The organism is Kribbella sp. VKM Ac-2571 (genome assembly GCF_004362255.1).
GTDB classification, from domain to species: domain Bacteria; phylum Actinomycetota; class Actinomycetes; order Propionibacteriales; family Kribbellaceae; genus Kribbella; species Kribbella pratensis.
The window spans coordinates 164466-184382 of sequence record NZ_SNWS01000004.1 but is presented as its reverse complement, the minus strand read 5'-3'; the positions used below and the strand labels follow the sequence as shown (position 1 = coordinate 184382).

The following is a 19917-nucleotide window of genomic DNA, read 5'->3' as shown; positions in this document are numbered from 1 at the left end:
AGCGGCTTCATCAGCCGCCTGCGACCGCTGGGATGATGGAGACCTGGCCGCCGTCCTTGATCGTGGTCTGGAGGCCGTCGGCGAAGCGTACGTCGTCGTCGTCGACGTACACGTTCACGAACCGGCGGAGCTCGCCCGAGTCGTCCAGCACGCGGCCCTTGATCCCCGGGTACGACGCGTCGAGCGAGTCGAGCACCTCGGTTAGGGTCGCGCCCTCCGCGGACACCTCGGACACGCCCTGGGTGTAGGGCCGCAGGATGGTCGGGACGCGAACGCTCACACTCACTGCAGGCCTGCCTTCACGAAGGCGTCGTACGACGCGGGGATGGTCACCTTGGGGCCGACCCGGTCGGCCACGGCGTCGAGCGTCTTCAGCCCGTCGCCGGAGTTGATGATGACGGTCTCGGCCTCGGGGTCGAGCTGCCCGGTCGCGATCAGCTTCTTCAGCGTCGCGACGGTCACCCCGCCCGCGGTCTCGGCGAAGATGCCCTCGGTCCGGGCCAGCAACTGGATGCCCTCGACGACCTCGTCGTCGCTGACGTCCTCGATCGCGCCACCGGTACGGCGGGCGACGTCCAGGACATAGGGCCCGTCGGCCGGGTTGCCGATCGCCAGCGACTTCGCGATCGTGTCCGGCTTCACCGGCTTGACCACGTCGTGGCCGTCGCGGAACGCCTGCGCGACGGGCGAGCAGCCGGTCGCCTGGGCGCCGTAGATCTTGTAGTCAGTAGCGTCGACGAGGCCGAGCTTGCCGAGCTCGGTGAAGCCCTTGTCGATCTTGGTCAGCTGCGAACCGGACGCGACCGGGATCACGACCTGCTGCGGGATCCGCCAGCCGAGCTGCTCGGCGATCTCGAAGGCGAGGGTCTTGGAGCCTTCGGAGTAGTACGGGCGGACGTTCACGTTCACGAACGCCCAGCCTTCCTCCTCACCGGCGATCTCGGAGGCCAGCTTGTTCACGTCGTCGTAGTTGCCCTCGACGGCGACCAGCGTCCCGCCGTACACGGCGGTGGTGATCACCTTCGGGCGCTCGAGGTCGTGCGGGATGAACACGACCGAGCGGATGCCGGCCCGGGCCGCGGCCGCAGCGACCGCGTTGGCCAGGTTGCCGGTGGAGGGGCAGGCGAAGACCTTCATGCCGAGCTCGCGGGTGGCGCTCAACGCTGATGCAACCACCCGGTCCTTGAAGGAGTGGGTCGGGTTGCCGGAGTCGTCCTTCACCCAGAGCTTCCTGAGCCCGAGCTCGCGGGCCAGGTTCTGCGCGTCGACGAGCCGGGTGTAGCCGGGCTCGGTGTTCGGGAAGCTGGCCACGTCCACGGGGACGGGCAGCAGCGGCTGGTACCGCCAGATGTTCTTGGGTCCGGCCTCGATCTGCTCACGGGTGATCGTCGGGTACTCGTAGCCGACCTCGAGCGGACCGAAGCACTCCATACATGCGTAGAACGGGCCGAGCGGCGACTTCGCCCCACAGGCGCGACAGCTCAGGTGCGTACCGTTGCCGAAGGCACCTTCACGGATCGTGTGGGTGGCGGCGGTCAGGCTCATGAGTGAGGTTCCCCTCTCATCTTCCCCGCGAACACCGGATCTCGGCGGCGGGACGGATTTGGCACCGTTCCACCGCGAGACGCCCCGGGCGGGGGCTCGACGGGGAGGGTTGCCGGGACTTCAACGGGCCGTTTCCCTCAGTCCCTCTGGATGAGCTCCCCCGAGATTACCCAATCGGGTCCATATTGTGTCTTGTGATCCCACCATCTGAGACACGTGATCTCAGCTGCGGCGCTCCAGGAAGCGCATCACCGGCGTCGCCGCGATCCCGTGCACGACCACGCTCAGGATCATCGTGAACCCCAGTGTCGCCCACAGCCACGGCAGCTCGTCCCGGAACTGCGCTCCGGTCGCGGCGAGGTAGTAGACCGACGACACACCCCGGACGCCGAACGCCGAGATCGCCCAGCGCTCGGACCGGCGCAACTCCGATCGCGCGAGCGACAGCCACCCGAGCAGCGGACGAACCACCACAACCAGCAGTACGCCGACCGCCGCGCCGGTGGACGTGAGCGGCTCCAGGAGCCCCGCCGTGACCGCGGCACCGAGCAGGAGCAGGACTCCCCACGTGAGGATGTGCTCGAGCTCGCCGATGAAGTCGTGCAGCTCCCCGTGGAACTCGTGCTTGCTCTCCACCGACCGCAGAGTGAGTGCCGCGACGAACGCCGCGATGAACCCGTAGCCGTGCAGCACCTGCGTGAGTCCGTAGACGCCGAGCGTCATGGCCAGCGCGAGCACCGGCTCCCGCGACTCGGACAGCCGCAAGCTCCGAGAGGGGGCCGAGAAGGTCATCCGCCCGAGCAACCAGCCGGCACCGACCCCGATGGCGACACCGATCACGGCCTTCCCGACCACGTCCCAGGCGATCCACTGCCACGGCGAGAGGCTCTTGGTCGCAATGAACACCGCCAGGTAGACGAAGGGCGCCGCGAGCCCGTCGTTCAGCCCCGCCTCGGACGTGAGCGCGAACCGCACCTCGTCGTCCTCGTCGAGCTCGGCGTCCTCACCGGTCGTCGGCCCGTCCACCTGTACGTCGGACGCGAGCACCGGGTCTGTCGGCGCCAGGACCGCTGCTACGAGGAGCGCGGTAGCCGGAGCCAGCCCGAGCAACCATCCGACTCCGGTCAGTGCGGCGATCCCCGCCGGCATCGCGACGAACAGCAACCGCCACGTCACCGTCCAGGTGAAGAGATTGATCGGCCGGTCGATCGCCAGGCCGACGCCCATCAGCGCGACGATCACGGTCAGCGCCGCCAGATGCTTGGTCAGCGTGGGCTCGGCGATCGGGCTCAGGTGGGTGCGATCCACGGCCAGCCCGAGCAGCATCCCGGCGCCGACGAACGCGATCGGCGCGGATACGGCGTACCGGCGTAAGAGGCGTGGAAGAACGGCGCCGAGGAGCAACGCCAGGCCCGCCACCAGGTACAGGCCGTCCCCGTCGATCGTCATTGTGCCGATCCGGTGCCCAGTGTCACCTCAAGCGATGCGTTGCTCCCGGGGTGTGAGTGGGCAGCGCCTTGCGGGGGCCGTAGCGCGGGTGGCCGATGCCGGCGAGCTCGAGGAGGCGCTGGACGCGGAAGCGGTGGCCGCGGTACGGCTCGATCAGCTCGGCGCAGCCGTCGTCGTCGAGTTCCTCGCCGATCAGCGCGTACGACACGTTCCGCGATACGTGGTAGTCCGCGAACGAGAACGCATCGGCGTCCCCGTGAGCCCGCTGCCGTACCTCGGCCGCCGTCCACACCCCGACCCCGGGCAGTGACCGCAGCCGCCGCTCGATCTCGTCGGAGTCGCTCAGGTCGAGCGTCCGCTCCAGCGCCTTCGCCCGCGTCGCCGCTGTGATGACAACCCGCGACCGCCGGCCCTCGACACCCGCCCGCAGCCACTGCCACGACGGGATCTGCCGCCACTCCTCGGGCGCCGGCGGCACCATCATCTCCCGTCCGTCCGGAGGGGTCGGCCCCGGCGCAGGCTCGCCGTACTCACGCAGCAGCAACCGCCACGCCCGGAACGCCTCCTTGCCGGTCACCACCTGCTCGATCCCGGCCGCCGCCATCGCCTCGAACACCGCCCGCGTCCGCGGCACACGCACATCCGGGAACCGCCGCGCCGCGTCCACCAGCGCCCGATGCTCCGGCAGCGGCTCGAACCCGTCCCAGCTGTCCCGCTCCCCCAGCAACTCCGGCACCCCGTCGAGCGCCCACTCCGACCCCGGCCCCCAAGCCTCCGCCTCGACAAACCCGGCGTACGGCGTCAACCGCAACAACACCGCCCCGTCCGGAGTCCGCGTCGCCCGCCACACCGTCCGCCGCGCCGCGTCGAACACGTACGCCGGATCCCCAGGCCCCTTACGCAACCCCCCGATCACCGAATGCGGGTCCACCACCCGCCCAGGACGCCAAACCCGCACCACCGAACTCACTCGCCAAGTCTTACCCACGCCACCGACACAACCGCATACTGGGCCGCATGACCGCCTGGCAGAGGGTGAAGTTGGTGGGGAACTTTCTCAATCTGACCACTGTGGCCGGGCTGATGGTCGGGGTGATCGGGCGGGCTTCGTTCAGTCGGGGGCCTCGGGGGTTGTTCTTCGCGAACGGATACAAGCTCGGGTTTCCGGTCGCGGGGGCGTTCACGATCGGGAATGTCGTGCTGAGCAAGCACGGGCGGGCGTACTTCGACAACCCGGCGCTCGTCCGGCACGAGGAGCGGCATTCGTGGCAGTACTTCTGCCTGATCGGCCTGCCGATGCTCCCGCTGTACGTCGTGGGCGTGGTCGTCTCGTTCCTGCTCACCGGTGACCCGGCGTCGCGCAACCCGTTCGAACGGCTCGCCGATCTGAGAGAGGGCGGGTACGTCGAGCGCCCGATCCAGCCGATCGGCAAGACCGTGACGCAGGCGTTCAGCGGGCTGAGATCGCGTCCGAAAGGGCCGTGAGGACGGTCACCACACCGCTCGGGTCGTCGACGACGATGTCCGCGGCCTCGATCAGCTCGGTCGCGTTCGAGGACCGCGTGGCGAGCAGTACGCCACGTAGTCCGGTCTCCCGCTGCTCCTGGATCGCCCGGTACGCCGCGAGGTCGCCCAGGTCGTCCCCGGCGTACAGGATCGACCGCGCGCCGGTCGACTCGATCAGGCGGCGGAGCGCGACGCCCTTGTCGATGCCGGGCGGCCGCAGCTCGAGCACGAGGTTGCCCGGCTCCAACCGCAGCCCGGTCTCCTGAGCCAGCGCGGTCAGCGGCGCCCGCAGCAGTTCGAGTGCGCGGACCGGATCCTCCAGCCGACGCGTGTGCACAGCCAGCGAGCTGTCCTTGTCCTCCACAAACGCATCCGGTACGCCGACCTCGCGCAGGAGCCCCGGCAACCGGTCCCGCGCCGTCGCGACACCCTCCGGCACCGGGTCGCTCGTCACCTTGCCGGTCGCCGCGTCCCAGCGCTCCAGCCCGTAGTGCCCGAGTACGACGAGACTGCCCAGCCCCGGGTGACCGCTCACACCGGACAGTTCGGTGGCGACCAGTGCGGGCCGGCCGGTGACGATCGCGACCTGGTTCACGGTCCGGGCGAGCCGGGCCAGTGCGTCCAGGGCGCCTTCGACCGGCCGGGATCGCGCCGGGTCCTCGACGAGCGGCGACAGTACGCCGTCGAAGTCGGACGAGATCACCGCGGTCGCCGGGTCCGAGACGATGGCCTCCCAGCCCTCTCGTCCCGAGTCGGTCTCGATGACCGGAGTACTCATCCGCTGTAGTCCGAGGTCAGGATCACGGTCAGGCGATCCTTCTTCATGTTGTCCAGTGCGCCCTTGGACCGGCCGATGCCTAGGTCGTGGGCGAGTTGGTTGGCGGCGTCGAGCATGCCCGGCGGGTAGTAGACCGTGCTCTCGGCGATCTTGCCGTGCCAGTTGTCCGGCGACCCGGCCACGGTCCAGCCGGCCTGCCGGGCGCGGTTCGCGACGCTGTCGGCCAGACCCTTGCGCGCGGTGTTGTTGTACACCTCGATCGCCGGCCGTTCCTCGGCCGGGATCGTCACCGCCGGCTGGGTCGGCTGAGTCGACGGCGTAGTCTCGGGCGGCTGCGAGGTCTCCGACGGCTGCGAGGTCTCCGACGGCTGCGTCGTCTCGGTCGGCTGAGTCGGCGCGGTCGACGCCGGCTCGCTACTCGGCGCACCAGTCGGCTCGGGGGTCGGCTTCGTGGACGGTCGCGGCACGCTGGCGCCGACGGTCGACGGCCCGGAGGTGGGCTTCGGCGTACTCACGCCGGCCGGCTTCTCGTCGGCCTTGCTGTCGTGTCCTCGCGTCCCGAACAGCACCAGCAGTCCGGCCACGATCGCCACCACGGCAGCCACCGCGACAAGGGAAGACAGCACCTGCCCCTGCTCGCCCCGCAGGCGTGGGACCGCTCGGCACGCCCGAAGGCGGGACATGGTCAGACCTCGATGCCCAGTCGGCGTGCGGAGCGGGCGCGCTGGCGGGCCGCACGGAGACGGCGCAGGCGCTTGACCAGTAGCGGGTCGTGCGCGAGGGCCTCGGGCCGGTCGATGAGCGCGTTCAGGACCTGGTAGTACCGGGTCGCCGACATCTGGAACTGGTCCCGGATCGCCTGTTCCTTCGCTCCGGCGTACTTCCACCAGTGCCGCTCAAAAGCAAGGATCTGGCCGTCCCTCTCAGAGAGCCCGGCAACGGCCGGCGGCGCAGCTTCGGCGGGGCCGGAAGAGCTGGCGTTGGCGCTGTCCATGTGCAGCTGACTCCTGTGCGGTCGGTGATCGTCCGTCCGCCTGCCACTCTACGTGCTGAACAACAGCGATGTCATTCACCGCTCGGACGACACGAGGCGTGTCGCTGACAGGACAACCTGATCTCGGCAACTCTGGCAGGATCTTGGGGGTGAGCTCAACTCCGTCCAGCGTGGCGCTGGTGGAGGAGTTGCAGGGGCGGATTCGTGAGGTCGACCCGCTGGTCAACGCCGTCTGCACCTCTAACCCCGCCGCGCTCACCGAAGCTGCCCGACTCGACACCGAGCGTGACGAGGGACGGGTCCGTGGGCCGCTGCACGGCGTACCGGTGCTGGTCAAGGACAACATCGACACCGCGGACCTGCCGACCACGGCCGGCTCGCTGGCGCTGGCCGACCAGCCACCGCCGCCGCAAGACGCGCCGTTGGTACGGCGGTTGCGCGAAGCGGGCTGCGTGATCCTCGGGAAGACCAACCTGAGCGAGTGGGCGAACTTCCGCGGCTCCGCGTCCTCGTCCGGCTGGAGTGCGTACGGCGGCCTGACCCGCAACCCGTACGCGCTGAACCGCTCGGCCGGCGGCTCCTCGTCCGGCTCGGGCGCCGCGGTCGCGGCGGGCCTGGCGGACTATGCGATCGGCACCGAGACCAACGGCTCAATCGTTTGCCCGGCCGCGTTGAACGGAGTCGTCGGCCTGAAGCCCACGGTCGGCCTGGTCCCCCAGCAGGGCATCGTCCCGATCTCGCACTCGCAGGACACCGCCGGGCCGATGGCCAGGACGGTCACCCAGGCGGCAGCGCTGCTCTCCGTTCTGACCGGCGGTCAGACGGACTACACCGAGGCCTGCCGCGGCACGGACCTCAGCAACGTGCGCATCGGCGTACCGCGCGGTCCCCTGTGGGGCTACTCGAACGGCCTGGACCAGGTGACCGAGCGGGCGCTGGAGCTCCTCAGCCAGTGTGGAGCCACGCTGGTAGACAACCTGTCGTTGCCGACACCAGGTGGTGACGAGGACCAGTTGCAGGTGCTGGCGCACGAGCTGAAGGTCGACATGGCGTCGTACCTCGCTACCCGTGTTCCTGGCGGCCCGCAGACGCTGGACGACCTCATAGCGTTCAACAAGAAGCATGCGGACCAGGAGCTGCGGTGGTTCGGCCAGGAGCTGTTCGAACGTGCTGCTGCCACGGAGGGCCTCAGCTCCCCCGTGTACGTCGCCGCTCGCCTCACTGCACTGCGCGCGGGCCGGGACGGCATCGACAACCTGCTCCGAGACAACCAGCTCGACGCGCTGGTATCCCCGGCGTACTCACCGGCCTGGACCATCGACCTGGTGAACGGCGATCACGTGCTCGGCAGCTCCTCGTCGCACGCGGCCCTGGCCGGTTATCCACTGCTCTCGGTCCCGTCCGGAGTAGTGTCCGGACTGCCGGTCGGACTCACGATCAGCGGTACGGCGCGAAGTGAGGTCACGCTCATTCGCTTGGCGCACGCCTTGGAAACCGCGAGAATCGCTGCAGACGGACCGTTCCCGACCCCGGAGTTCAGACAGTGGGTATAGATCGCGTCAGGTGGGGCATCGTTGCGACCGGCAACATTTCGACCCAGTTCACGCACGATCTCGCGCTGCTCGGTGACGACGCCGTCGCGACCGCGGTCGCCTCCCGCTCCCAGGACAGCGCGAACAGGTTCGCCGCCGAGTTCGGCATCCCGCACGCGTACGACGACTACCGCCGGCTGATCGACTCCGGCGAGGTCGACGTGCTCTACATCGGTACGCCGCATCCGCAGCACTACGCCGTCGCCCGTACGGCGTTGCAGGCCGGCGTCGCCGTACTGTGCGAGAAGCCCGTCACGCTGACCGCCACGCAGGCCCGGGACCTGATCACGGTCGCCAAAGAGCACAACACGCTGTTCGCCGAGGCGATGTGGATGCGCACGAACCCGGTGATCCGGGCACTCTTCGAGGACCTGGACAGCGGCGTGATCGGCGAGCCGCAGCAGGTGGTCGCGGACTTCGCGTTCCACAAGTCTTCCTTGCCGGTTCGCCTGCTCGACCCGGCGCTCGGGGGAGGCTCGCTGATGGACGGCGGCATCTACCCGATGACGTTCGCCTTCCTGGCGCTCGGCCGTCCGGCGGAGGTGAAGGCAGTCGGTTCGCTGAACGACGACGGCATCGACGTGAACGTCGCGATGGCGTGGCGGTACGACTCCGGCGCGGTCGCCGCGCTGACGTGCGGCCTGCGCTCGCAGAACCCGTGGGTCGCGTCGATCAGCGGCCCGGACGGGAACCTGCAGGTCCCGCACCGTTTCCACCACCCCGAGTACTACGTGCGCACGACCGCTTCCGGAGCGGAGCGCATCGACGTACCGACGCATGGTCGTGGGTACCACTATGAGGCAACCGCAGTCATGCAAGCGCTGCGCGAAGGGCTGATCGAAGTGCCGGCCCTCCCCCACGCCGCCACCCTCGAGATTCTCGACCTGCTCGACGAAACCAGGAGACAGATCGGGGTCCGCTACCCCGGTGACGACGACGATTTGAGTGGATGAACTGAATATGCCGAACGGTAGGAGTTCCTTCGTAGTGGTGGCCAACCGGCTGCCGGTCGACCGGATCGAGATGCCCGACGGCAGTACGGCGTGGCGCCGAAGTCCCGGCGGTCTCGTGACCGCGCTGGCGCCGGTGATGCAGGGCCACCACGGCGCCTGGATCGGCTGGACGGGCAGCCCGGACGAGAAGCTGGACCCGTTCGACGACAACGGGATGCACCTGGTCCCGGTGATGCTCAGCGCCGAGGACGTCCAGCTGTACTACGAGGGCTTCTCCAACGCCACGCTCTGGCCGCTGTACCACGACGTGATCGTGGCGCCGGAGTTCCATCGCGAGTGGTGGGAGTCGTACGTCGCGGTGAACCGGCGGTTCGCGGAGGCCGCCGCGGAGGCCGCCGACGACAACGCCGACGTGTGGGTGCACGACTACCAGCTGCAGCTCGTCCCCGCGATGCTGCGCCGGCTGCGTCCCGACGTACGCATCGGGTTCTTCCTGCACATCCCGTTCCCGCCGACCGAGCTGTTCGCGCAGATGCCGTGGCGGCGGCAGATCCTGGACGGGCTGATGGGCGCGGACCTGGTCGGTTTCCAGCGCCCCGGCGCGGCGTCCAACTTCGCCCGGCTGGCCCGCAACCGGATGGGCCTGCGGACCCGCGGCGACCGGATCCACCTGCCCGACGACCGGATCGTCCGCGCGAAGGCGTTCCCGATCTCGATCGACGTCGACGAACTGGAGAGCCTCGCCCGGCAGCCGGAGACGACCGCCCGCGCGGCCGAGCTGCGCCAGGAGGTCGGCAACCCGACGCACATCCTGCTCGGCGTCGACCGGCTCGACTACACCAAGGGCATCCGGCAACGGCTGCGGGCGTTCGGCGAACTGCTGGACGAGAAGCGGATCTCGGTCGACGACGCGGTGTTCATCCAGGTCGCGACACCGTCCCGGGAGCGCGTCGAACAGTACCGCGTGCTGCGCGACGAGATCGAGCTGCTGGTCGGGCGGATCAACGGCGAGCACGGCCGGATCGGTACGCCGGCGATCAACTACCTGCACACGACGTACTCGCGGACCGAGATGGCCGCGCTGCTGCGAGCCGCTGACGTTGCGGTGGTGACGCCGTTGCGGGACGGTATGAACCTGGTCGCCAAGGAGTACGTGTCGACGCGGTACGACGACACCGGCGCGCTGGTGCTGAGCGAGTTCGCCGGCGCGGCGGACGAGTTCCGGCAGGCGTTCCTGGTGAACCCGCACGACATCAACGGGATGAAGGACACGATCGTCGACGCGATGAACACCGACGACCGGCAGCTCGGCCGGCGGATGAAGGCGATGCGCAAGCACCTCGCGGCGCACGACGTGAACCTCTGGGCCCAGACCTTCCTGAAGGCGTTGCATGACGAAGACTGAGGCCGACCGGGGCGGTGGGGTGGGGCAGCAAGGACACCGCGTGCTCGCACTCGATCTGGGTACGTCGTCGGCGCGGGCACTGGTCCTCTCGTCAGAAGACGCCGCGCCGATCCCCGGTGCGCTGGCGCGACACAAGATCTCCCCGACGTACGGCCATGACGGCTCGGCGACGCTCGACCTGCACGAGTACGTCGAGGGCCTGCTCGGGTGCCTGGACGAGCTCGAGCAGAACGGTCACCTGGACGGCATCGGCGCGATCGTGCTGTCCTCGCAATGGCACTCGATCGTTGCGCTCGACAACAAAGGTGTCGCGCGTACACCGGTGATCACGTGGGCCGACACGCGCTCGGTCGACCTCGGTCTCGGTACGTCGTTCGACGAGCGAGCGTTCCACGCGCGCACCGGTGCGTGGCTGCACCGGCTGTACTGGACCCGCCGGATCCCGTGGCTCCTGGCCGACGACGCCCCGGCTGCCTTCGCCGGCCTGCCGGACCTGGTGCTCGAGCGGCTGACCGGCGAACGCGTCACGTCCGTCTCGATCGCATCCGGGACCGGCACGCTGGACCTCGCGACCGGCGCGTACGACGACGAGGCGCTGGAGATCGCCGGCGTGACGGCCGACCGGTTGCCGCCGATCGTGCCCACAGGCTGGACGGGCACGTTGTCCAAGGAGTACGAACGCCGCTGGCCCGGTCTGGTCGGCGTACGCGTGCATCCGCCGACCGGCGACGGCGCCGCGTCGAACGTCGGGACGGGCGGGTACGACGCCGGCGTCGCAGCGGTGACCGTTGGTACGTCGGCCGCCGTACGCGTCGTGCACCCGATCGAGAACGCGCCCGAGCTCCCGTGGGAGCTGTGGCGGTACCGGGTCGACGACAAGCGGGCCGTGACCGGGATGGCGTTCTCGGCCGCCGGCAACCTGCACGCGTGGCTGACCGGCGTACTGCGGCTGGAGTCCGATGAGCCGAACGGCGTCGAGATCGGGGCGACGGGCGCGATCGCGATCCCGTTCATGGCCGGCACCAGGCCACCCGCGGTGGTGCCCGGCGGATCCGGCGTGTACTTCGGCCTGTCGTTCGACGACAGCCCGGCCGAACTGCTCGCGGCAGCACTCCAAGGAGCGTCACTGGAGATCGACCGCGGACTGCGGATCCTCGACTCGTTGTTCGGGCAGGAGCTGGAGGTCGTCCTCGGCGGCGGCGGGATCGACGCCTCCGAGTGGTGGCGCCGCTGCCTGACCGCCACCTTCGCCCGCCCGACCACGGTCTGCGCCGAGGCCGAGGTCGGCGCCCGCGGGGCGGCCGCCGTAGCTCTCGGCCTGTCCCCCGACCCGGGTGGCGAGCACCTGACCCCGGTCCCGGACGAGGTCTCCCGCGTCGCCGACCTCCGCCCCCGCTACGGTGCGTTGCGGGAGCTGGCCGTACAGGCGTCGTCGATCTAGTACCGCGGATGCGGTACGGCGGGGATACTGCCGCTGGACGAGGTGGTCCGACGGGCGGACACGTACTGTGAAGGGATGGAACGGCTCACCCGGTTCTGTCGTGCCTTGGCGCGGCATCCGTTGGCGCTGGACCTTGCTGTTGCCCTCGTGATCCTGCTGATCAACCTGGTGGTGCCGGGTGGACGGCACGTCGGTGAGCGCATCCAGCTGAACCAGACGGTGGTGCTGCTCGCGATCGCCGGCGCGGTCGTGATCACGTTCAGGCGCCGGGCGCCCCTGCTCGTGCTGGCGATCACGACCATGATCACCACGACGTTCGTGATCGCCGAGCAGGGCAAGAGCCCGATCGTCATCTACATGGGCGTCGCGGCGTACACCGTCGTCCTGTCGAAGGACCGGCCGACACGCTCGATCGCGGTCGTGGCCACGGCGCTGGTCAGCTTGACCGCCGAGGCGTTGTTCGTCGGCGGGGACGTCCTCGACAACCTCGGTCTGACCTTCTTCGTGCTGTTCTCGGGCGCGATCGGAGAAGCGGTGCGATACCGGCGCGCATACCTGCTGGAGCTGGAGGAACGCGCCGTACGGGCCGAGCAGTCGCGGGACGAAGAGGCTCAACGGCGGGTGATCGAAGAACGGTTACGAATCGCGCACGAGCTGCACGACGTGATCGCTCACCACATCGCCTTGATGAACGTGCAGTCGGGTGTCGCGGCACATATCCTCCGCACTCAACCGGACGAGGCGGAACGCGCCCTCTCACTGGTCCGCTCCGGTGGTCGCACTGTCCTCCAAGAACTCACCGTGCTCCTCGGGGTCCTGCGTCGCTCCGGCTCACCGCTTCCCACGGCGCCTACGCCGTCCCTGCACGAGCTGGACGCCCTCATCCGCTCGTTCACAGCAGCCGGTGTAGAGGTCGACTGGACGCCGCCTGCCTCGCTAGGCGCACTCCCGGACGTCATAGAGCTCACGGCGTACCGCATCGTCCAGGAGTCCCTCACCAACGTCCTCAAACACGCCCCCGGCGCGGCGGCTGAGGTTCAGCTGATTCACCGATCCAGCGCGTTGGAGATCACCGTCACGAACGGACCTGCTCCAGCCAGCACGTCAGAAGCAAGAGGTGGGCATGGGTTGGTGGGGATGCGGGAGCGCGTGAGCGCGGTCGGTGGGGAGCTACGGGCGGGGCCTGCGGCTGGTGGCGGGTTCGCCGTACATGCTGTGCTTCCTCTGGAGACGGGAGATCTGGGTGACGATCAGAGTGCTGCTGGCCGACGATCAGACGTTGATCCGGAGCGGGTTCCGGGTGCTGGTGAGTTCAGTACCCGATCTGGAGGTCGTTGCTGAGGCGTCGAACGGGCGGGAAGCCGTCGAGCTGGCGCGGTCCGAGCGGGCCGACGTGGTGCTGATGGACATCCGGATGCCCGAGGTCGACGGCCTCGCGGCGACCCGGGTGATCACCGCGGACGAGGCGCTCGCGGGCGTGAAGGTGCTGATCCTGACCACGTTCGAGGTGGACGAGTACGTGTTCGACGCGATCCGCGCCGGCGCCAGCGGCTTCCTCGGCAAGAGCGTCGAACCGGCCGAACTGATCGACGCCATCCGCGTGGTCGCCCGCGGCGACGCCCTGCTGTCCCCGAAGGCCGTCCGCGGCCTGATCAACCGCTTCCTCGCCGAACCCACCCCCGGCCACCAGGTCGGACCCACGGTCCTCGACGTCCTCACCGACCGCGAACGCGAGATCGTCGGCCTGGTCGCCCTCGGCCTGTCCAACGACGAGATCGCCGAACGCCTCGTGCTCTCCCCGTCGACGGCCAAGACCCACGTGAACCGGGCGATGGTGAAACTCGACTGCCGCGACCGCGCGCAGCTCGTCGTACTGGCGTACCAGACCGGCCTCGTGCGTCCCGGCGTACCGCAGACGCAGTAGCGGGTACGGCGAACGCGGTACGGCGAGAAGCCCACCGGCAGCAGACGCGGACGACGGCCGCATGCCGGAAGCATCGGCCGCATGGCTACGTACCTCTACCGGCTCGGCCGATTCGCGTTCCGCCGCCGCCGGTTCGTGCTCCTGGTATGGCTGGGACTGCTGGCTGCCGGAGCAGTCGGCGCCGGCACACTCTCCGGCCCGACCGCCAACGGCTTCTCGATCCCCGGCACCGAGTCGCAGCGCGCCGCGGACCTGCTCAACGAACGCTTCCCGCAGGCGGGCGCCGACGCCGCGACCGCCCGGATCGTGTTCCAGGCACCCGCCGGCCAGAAGCTCACCGACACGCCACAGGTCCAGCAGACCCTGGACAAGCTCGCGACCGCACCGCAGGTCGCCCGTGTCGTCGACCCGTTCAGTGCCAAGGCGATCTCCGCCGACGGCCGCACCGGGTACGCGCAGGTCACCTACAAGGTCCCCGCGCAGGAGATCACGCCGGAGGCGCAGGCCGCCGTCGCCGCCGCGGTCGGACCGGCCCGCGCGTCCGGACTCACGGTCGAGTACGGCGGCGACGCGATGCAACCGCAGGGCGGGCAGCAGCTCACCGAGGTGATCGGTATCGGCGTGGCTGCCGTCGTACTGCTGATCACCTTCGGCTCGTTGATCGCCGCCGGACTGCCGTTGCTGTCGGCAATCATCGGGGTAGGACTCGGAGTGACCGCGATCTCGACGATCAGCGGTTTCGTCGACATCGGATCCGGTACGCCGATCCTTGCGCTCATGATCGGCCTCGCGGTCTCGATCGACTATGCGCTCTTCATCATGTCCAGGTACCGGCATGAGCTGAGCACCGGACTGGAGCCGGAGGAGGCGGTGGGCCGAGCGGTCGGCACGGCCGGCTCTGCCGTGGTCTTCGCCGGTCTGACCGTGGTGATCGCGCTGGCCGGACTGTTCGTGGTCGACATCCCGTTCCTCACCCAGATGGGCCTGGCCGCCGCCTTCACCGTGGTCATCGCGGTCGCGATCGCGCTCACGCTGCTGCCCGCGCTGCTCGGGTTCGCGGGACGGCGGGTGCTCGGCGGTCGCATCCCCGGTCTGCGCGGCGGCGATCCGGAAGCGGCCGGACGGACGACGATCGGCCGCCGGTGGGCAGGCTTCGTCACCCGGCGTCCATTGGCGGTGTTGGTGGTGACCGTGATCGGTCTCGGCACGCTCGCGATCCCGGCGACCGATCTCGAGCTGGGGCTGCCCGACGACAGCACCGCGGCGCCCGACTCGACCCAGCGCAAGGCGTACGAGCTGCTCTCCGAGGGCTTCGGTCCTGGGTTCAACGGCCCGCTGATGGTGGTCGTCGAGGCCGGCGCGTCGACCGATCCGCGTACGGCGGCCACCGCGACGGCAGCCGCCGTACGCGGGCTGCCGGACGTGACGATGGTGACGCCACCGGTCTTCAACCCGGCTGGGAACACGGCGTTGCTGACCGTGATCCCGTCGAGCGGTCCGAGTACGCAGCAGACCAAGGACCTGGTCGAGGCGATCCGGTCGATGCCCGACCAGGATCGCGCCGAGGTGGCGGTCACCGGGGCGACCGCGGTCAGCATCGACATCTCGGACAAGCTCGGCGGCGCGCTCCTGCCGTACCTGTCGCTGATCATCGGGCTCGCGTTCCTGCTGCTGATGCTGGTGTTCCGCTCGATCCTGGTCCCGCTGAAGGCGACGCTCGGGTTCCTGCTCACCGTCGTGGCCACGTTCGGTGCCTTGGTCGCGGTCTTCCAGTGGGGCTGGCTGGCCGGGCTGTTCGGCATCTCGGGACAGACCGGGCCGGTGATCAGCATGCTGCCGATCTTCCTGATCGGGGTGGTGTTCGGGCTCGCGATGGACTACCAGATCTTCCTGGTGACGCGGATGCGCGAGGAACACGTCCACGGCGCCGCGCCGCGGGTGGCGGTGGTCGACGGGTTCGCGCACGGGGCGCGGGTGGTGACCGCGGCGGCGGTGATCATGACCGCGGTCTTCTCCGGGTTCATCCTGTCCGGGGAGACACTGATCCGTGAGATGGGCTTCGGGCTGGCCCTCGCGGTCGCGCTCGACGCGTTCGTCGTACGGATGACCGTCGTACCTGCGGTCATGGCACTCCTCGGCCGGCACGCCTGGTACCTTCCCGCCTGGCTGAACCGGCTTCTCCCGAACGTCGACGTCGAAGGCGACTCCCTCCGCCGCCGGCCGGCGGTCGAACGGGAAACTGAACCGGTTGGGTGATTGCGGCCACTGACAGGAACCGGATTCGCCCGGATCATGGCCGCCATGTGGCGGGAGATCATGAAGTCGAAGGTGCACCGGGCGACGGTGACGCAGGCCGATCTGGACTATGTCGGATCGTGCACGCTGGACGCCGCGTTGATGGAGGCGGCCGACCTGTTGCCCGGTGAGAAGGTGGACATCGTCGACATCACCAACGGTGAGCGGCTGTCGACGTACCTGATCGAAGGGCCGCGCGGGTCCGGGATCGTCGGGATCAACGGGGCCGCGGCGCACCTGATCCACCCGGGTGACCTGGTGATCCTGATCGCCTACGGGATGTTCGACACCGCCGAGGCGAAGATCTTCGAGCCGAGCGTAGTCTTCGTGGACGAGCACAATGCGATCACCCGCATCGGTTCCGACCCCGCCGAGGCGCTTCCCGACAGCGGCACGCTTCGCGGGGACCAACTGCATCCGTAGCCACGACCGGCGCCACCGCCGCCGAGATGAGGACTGGTCGACGATGACTGACCCGACCGAGACCGCCGACCCCGCCACCGAAGCCGCCGCGCCGAAGACCGCCTCCCACGACAACGAGCCGAGCCCGAAGCTGCGCGCGTTCATGAACTCCGGCTGGGCGGACTCCGAGCGGCACGATCTGTCACTGAGCGATGTCGGCGTGTGGGCCGCGAAGCGCCGGGACGCGCTGTCGCAGGCGTTCCCGGGCGAGCGGCTCGTGATCCCGGCCGGCACCTACAAGGTCCGCTCGAACGACACCGACTACGTCTTCCGCCCGCACACCGACTACGTGTGGCTGACCGGCAACCAGACCTCCGACGCGGTCCTGGTCCTGGAGCCGAACGGCACCACCGGCCATGACTCGGTGCTGTACTTCCGCCCGCGCGCCGACCGCTCGCAGGGCGAGGAGTTCTGGCGCGACCGGATGTACGGCGAGCTGTGGGCCGGCCGGCGCCCGTCGCTGACCGAGACCGCCAAGGAGTTCGGGATCGAGACGCGGCACGTGGACCAGTTGGCCGACGCGCTGAAGAGCGACGTACCGACGCGGGTACGTCGGGGCGAGGACGAGTCGATCGCTTCGCTGCTGAGCGGTGCCCGGACGGAGCAGCTCAAGGACGGGGAGTTCGCGGCGACACTGTCCGAGCTGCGGCTGGTCAAGGACGCGTACGAGCTCGAGCAGCTGCGGGACGCCGTCGCCATCACGCACCGCGGTTTCTCCGACGTACTCGCCGAGATGGACAAGGTCCGGCAGTACGGCGAACGTTGGATCGAGGGCACGTTCTGGCGCCGGGCCCGTGCCGAGGGCAATGACGTCGGGTACACGTCGATCGCCGCGGCCGGTCCGCACGCGACCACGCTGCACTGGATCGAGAACGACGGCCCGGTGAACGACGGTACGCTGATGCTGCTCGACATGGGCGTCGAGAACCGGCAGCTGTACACCGCGGACATCACGCGGACGCTGCCCGTGAGCGGTGAGTTCACGCCGCGCCAGCGGGACCTGTACCAGCTGGTGCTGGACGCGCAGAACGCCGGGATCGCCGCGCTCACCCCGGGTGCGACGTTCCGCGCCGGGCACGAGGCGGCGATGGAGGTCATCGTCCGCGGCCTGGACGCGATGGAGCTGCTGCCGGTGTCTGCCGAGGAGGCGCTCGATCCCGAGAGCCGCCTGTACCAGCGCTACACCCTGCACGGCGTCAGCCACATGCTCGGCCTCGACGTCCACGACTGCGCGTCGGCCCGCGACGAGAACTATCGCAAGGGCCCCGTCCAGCCCGGCTACGTCCTCACCGTCGAGCCCGGCCTCTACTTCCAGTCCGACGACCTCACCGTCCCCGAGGACCTCCGCGGCATCGGCATCCGCATCGAGGACGACATCCTCATCACCGACAACGGGCCCGAAAACCTCTCCGAAGCCATGCCCCGCACGGTCGACGACATCCAGACCTGGATGTCCTCGTAACCCTCCCGCGCCGCCGAGTCGTGGCAATCGGCTCACCCCGGAACCCTCGAGTCGTGGAGGATGGCCGGTCCTCACCAGCCAATCCCCACGACTCGGGGGTCGGTCGTGGCGTTACCAGATGCGGACGCGGTCCTCGGGGGCGAGCCACATGGCGTCGGAGGGGGTTGTTTTGTAGGTGTTGTGGAATTCGTCGATGTTCTTCACCACCGCGTTGCAGCGGAATTCCGGGGGTGAGTGGGGGTCGATAGTGAGGCGGCGGGCGGCTTCTTCGGGGCGGGTCTTGGTGGCCCAGGCGTACGCCCACGCGGCGAAGAAGCGCTCGGCACCGGCCTGCAACTCCTCCTCGGTCTCGGTGCCGTCCAGGGACAGTTGGTAGGCGACGTACGCGATGGACAGGCCGCCGAGGTCGCCGATGTTCTCGCCGAGGGTGAGTTTGCCGTTGACCTTCTGGCCGGGGGTCTCGGCCGGCTCCAAAACGTCGTACTGCGCGACGAGTTTGTCGGTGCGCTGCTCGAAGGCGGCGCGGTCCGCGTCGGTCCACCAGTCGTTCAGGTTGCCGTCGCCGTCGTAGCGTGAGCCCTGGTCGTCGAAGCCGTGGCCGATCTCGTGACCGATCACCGCGCCGATCGCGCCGTAGTTGGTGGCGTCGTCGGCGACCAGGTCGAAGAACGGCGGCTGCAGGATGCCGGCCGGGAAGACGATCTCGTTCATCCGCGGGTTGTAGTACGCGTTGACGGTCTGCGGCGTCATCCGCCACTCGTTCCGGTCGACCGGCTTGCCGAGTTTGGCGAGGTCCCGCGCGGTCTCCACGGCGACCGAGCGGCGGATGTTGCCGAACAGGTCGGCCGGGTCGATCTCGAGCGCCGAGTAGTCCTTCCACTCGTCCGGGTACCCGATCTTCGGGATGAAGGTGCCGAGCTTGTCGAGCGCCCGCTGCCGGGTGTCCGGGCCCATCCAGTCCAGCGCCTCGATCCGCTGCCGGTAGGCGGCCACCAGGTTCTCCACGAGCTCGACCATCCGGGCCTTGGCGTCGGGCGGGAAGTGCTCGGCGACGTACAGCTTGCCGAGGGCCTCACCGAGAGCCTGCTCGACCGCGCCGACAGCGCGCTTCCAGCGCTCGCGCAGCTCGGGCGCACCGGTCAGGGTCTTGCCGTAGAACGCGAAGTTCTCGTTGACGAACGCCTGGCTCAGCAGCGGCGCGGCGCTGTGCACGACCCGCCAGGCCAGCCACTCCTTCCACCGATCGACGTCGATCTCCTGCAGCGCCGCCGCGGCCGCGGTCAGGAAGTCCGGCTCGCGGACGACGACCTCCGCGAACGCGCTCTCCGGCACGCCGGCACCGGCCAGCCACGTCGCCCAGTCGAATCCGGGCGTCAGCTCCTCGAGCCCGGCCCGGTCGAGCTTGTTGTAGGTGAGCTGGACGTCGCGCTCCTTCACCCGGTCCCAGTGCGCGCCGGCGACCCGGGTCTCCAGCTCCATGATCCGCTCGGCGGCGGCGGTCGCGTCCGACAGCCCGGCGAGCTCCAGCATCGTCGCCACGTGGTCGACGTACGCCGTCCGGATCTCGGCGAAGCTGTCCTCGCGGTAGTAGGACTCGTCGGGCAGGCTGATGCCGCCCTGGGTCAGGTGGACGATGTTCTCGTCGGACTTCTTCGCGTCGGCGTCGACCCAGTAGTGAAGGACCCCGGGCACGCCCTGCAGCTCGAGCTGTCCGAGGACGGACACGAGCCCGGTCACGTCGGTCACGCCCTGGACCAGGGCGAGCTGCTCGGCGATCGGCTCGGCGCCCAGCCGCTCGATCCTCTCGGTGTCCATGAAGCTGCTGTAGAGGTCGGCGATCTTCCGCGGCTCGCTGCCTTCCGGGTGCCCGGCGGCGACGGCCTTCTCGACGATCTCGCGGACGTCCTGCTCGGCGGTGTCCCGGAGCGCGTGGAACGCGCCGTGGATCGCTTTGTCCGCGGGAATCTCGTGCTCCGCCAGCCACGCACCGTTCACGTAGCGGTACAGATCGTCCTGCGGGCGAACCGCCACCGAGTCGTCGAGTTCTGCTGTCATCCCTGACCCCTTGTCCCAAGTCGAGTTGCTGCCAGCGAACATACCCGGTTCGCGAA

General features: G+C 69.3%; 18 protein-coding genes and 1 riboswitch. Of the genes, 10 read left to right on the top strand and 8 right to left on the bottom strand.

Features of this window, described 5'->3' with window-relative positions; genetic code table 11:
* Positions 1 to 10: 10 nt before the first annotated feature.
* The 4 genes from EV651_RS11290 to EV651_RS11275 form a co-directional block, all read right to left on the bottom strand.
* Positions 11 to 286 carry a ubiquitin-like small modifier protein 1 gene (locus EV651_RS11290; protein WP_130383007.1) on the bottom strand — a complete coding sequence of 92 codons (276 nt, stop codon included), beginning with the start codon at positions 284 to 286 and terminating at the stop codon, positions 11 to 13.
* A complete protein-coding gene (gene thrC, locus EV651_RS11285) occupies positions 283 to 1545 on the bottom strand; it encodes a threonine synthase (RefSeq protein ID WP_133784908.1) in 1263 nt (420 codons plus the stop codon). Before thrC ends, EV651_RS11290 begins: the two co-directional genes overlap by 4 nt.
* 13 nt (positions 1546 to 1558) lie before the next feature.
* Positions 1559 to 1702: riboswitch (SAM riboswitch) on the bottom strand.
* A gap of 65 nt (positions 1703 to 1767) precedes the next feature.
* The gene (locus EV651_RS11280) at positions 1768 to 2994 is read right to left on the bottom strand and encodes a sodium:proton antiporter (RefSeq protein WP_133784906.1); all 1227 of its coding nucleotides are present in this window, start codon (positions 2992 to 2994) and stop codon (positions 1768 to 1770) included.
* A 22-nt stretch (positions 2995 to 3016) separates the two neighbouring features.
* A complete protein-coding gene (locus tag EV651_RS11275; RefSeq protein WP_238156810.1) occupies positions 3017 to 3964 on the bottom strand; it encodes a DNA-3-methyladenine glycosylase in 948 nt (315 codons plus the stop codon).
* 47 nt (positions 3965 to 4011) lie between these two features.
* On the opposite strand from EV651_RS11275, the gene EV651_RS11270 reads away from it, so the two are divergent.
* Positions 4012 to 4479, top strand: coding sequence for a hypothetical protein (locus EV651_RS11270; RefSeq protein ID WP_133784902.1), 468 nt, complete (start codon positions 4012 to 4014; stop codon positions 4477 to 4479).
* Here the strand turns inward: EV651_RS11270 and otsB are convergent.
* From otsB to EV651_RS11255, 3 genes are read right to left on the bottom strand one after another with little or no spacing between them, the layout of a single operon-like run.
* On the bottom strand, positions 4445 to 5278 hold the full coding sequence (gene otsB / locus EV651_RS11265; protein ID WP_133784900.1) for a trehalose-phosphatase: 834 nt from the start codon (positions 5276 to 5278) through the stop codon (positions 4445 to 4447). The genes EV651_RS11270 and otsB overlap by 35 nt on opposite strands.
* On the bottom strand, positions 5275 to 5904 hold the full coding sequence (locus tag EV651_RS11260) for a LytR C-terminal domain-containing protein (protein WP_238156809.1): 630 nt from the start codon (positions 5902 to 5904) through the stop codon (positions 5275 to 5277). The genes otsB and EV651_RS11260 overlap by 4 nt, the downstream gene beginning before the upstream one ends.
* Before the next feature lie 59 nt (positions 5905 to 5963).
* Complete coding sequence (locus tag EV651_RS11255) at positions 5964 to 6272, bottom strand: DUF3263 domain-containing protein (protein ID WP_130443900.1); 309 nt, start codon at positions 6270 to 6272, stop codon at positions 5964 to 5966.
* Positions 6273 to 6421: 149 nt separating this feature from the next.
* Between EV651_RS11255 and EV651_RS11250 the strand changes: the two genes are divergently transcribed.
* The 9 genes from EV651_RS11250 to EV651_RS11210 all read left to right on the top strand — a co-directional run bounded on the left by EV651_RS11250 (position 6422) and on the right by EV651_RS11210 (position 17806).
* A complete protein-coding gene (locus EV651_RS11250) occupies positions 6422 to 7825 on the top strand; it encodes an amidase (protein ID WP_238156808.1) in 1404 nt (467 codons plus the stop codon).
* A complete protein-coding gene (locus tag EV651_RS11245) occupies positions 7816 to 8817 on the top strand; it encodes a Gfo/Idh/MocA family protein (protein WP_133784894.1) in 1002 nt (333 codons plus the stop codon). Before EV651_RS11250 ends, EV651_RS11245 begins: the two co-directional genes overlap by 10 nt.
* Before the next feature lie 7 nt (positions 8818 to 8824).
* Complete coding sequence (locus EV651_RS11240) at positions 8825 to 10222, top strand: trehalose-6-phosphate synthase (RefSeq protein ID WP_133784892.1); 1398 nt, start codon at positions 8825 to 8827, stop codon at positions 10220 to 10222.
* Positions 10209 to 11663, top strand: coding sequence for an FGGY family carbohydrate kinase (locus tag EV651_RS11235; RefSeq protein WP_133784890.1), 1455 nt, complete (start codon positions 10209 to 10211; stop codon positions 11661 to 11663). Before EV651_RS11240 ends, EV651_RS11235 begins: the two co-directional genes overlap by 14 nt.
* Before the next feature lie 75 nt (positions 11664 to 11738).
* Complete coding sequence (locus EV651_RS42315) at positions 11739 to 13004, top strand: sensor histidine kinase (protein ID WP_133784888.1); 1266 nt, start codon at positions 11739 to 11741, stop codon at positions 13002 to 13004.
* A complete protein-coding gene (locus tag EV651_RS11225; protein WP_133784885.1) occupies positions 12907 to 13587 on the top strand; it encodes a response regulator transcription factor in 681 nt (226 codons plus the stop codon). The genes EV651_RS42315 and EV651_RS11225 overlap by 98 nt, the downstream gene beginning before the upstream one ends.
* Positions 13588 to 13668: 81 nt before the next feature.
* Positions 13669 to 15843, top strand: coding sequence for an MMPL family transporter (locus tag EV651_RS11220; RefSeq protein WP_133784883.1), 2175 nt, complete (start codon positions 13669 to 13671; stop codon positions 15841 to 15843).
* A 45-nt stretch (positions 15844 to 15888) separates the two neighbouring features.
* Positions 15889 to 16305, top strand: a complete 417-nt coding sequence (gene panD, locus EV651_RS11215) for an aspartate 1-decarboxylase (protein WP_133784881.1) — start codon at positions 15889 to 15891, stop codon at positions 16303 to 16305.
* A 43-nt stretch (positions 16306 to 16348) separates the two neighbouring features.
* Positions 16349 to 17806, top strand: coding sequence for an aminopeptidase P family protein (locus EV651_RS11210; RefSeq protein WP_133784879.1), 1458 nt, complete (start codon positions 16349 to 16351; stop codon positions 17804 to 17806).
* A 111-nt stretch (positions 17807 to 17917) separates the two neighbouring features.
* On the opposite strand, the gene EV651_RS11205 is transcribed toward EV651_RS11210, so the two are convergent.
* Positions 17918 to 19861 (bottom strand): M13 family metallopeptidase, encoded by a 1944-nt coding sequence (locus EV651_RS11205; RefSeq protein WP_133784877.1) that lies wholly within the window; start codon positions 19859 to 19861, stop codon positions 17918 to 17920.
* Positions 19862 to 19917 lie beyond the last annotated feature (56 nt).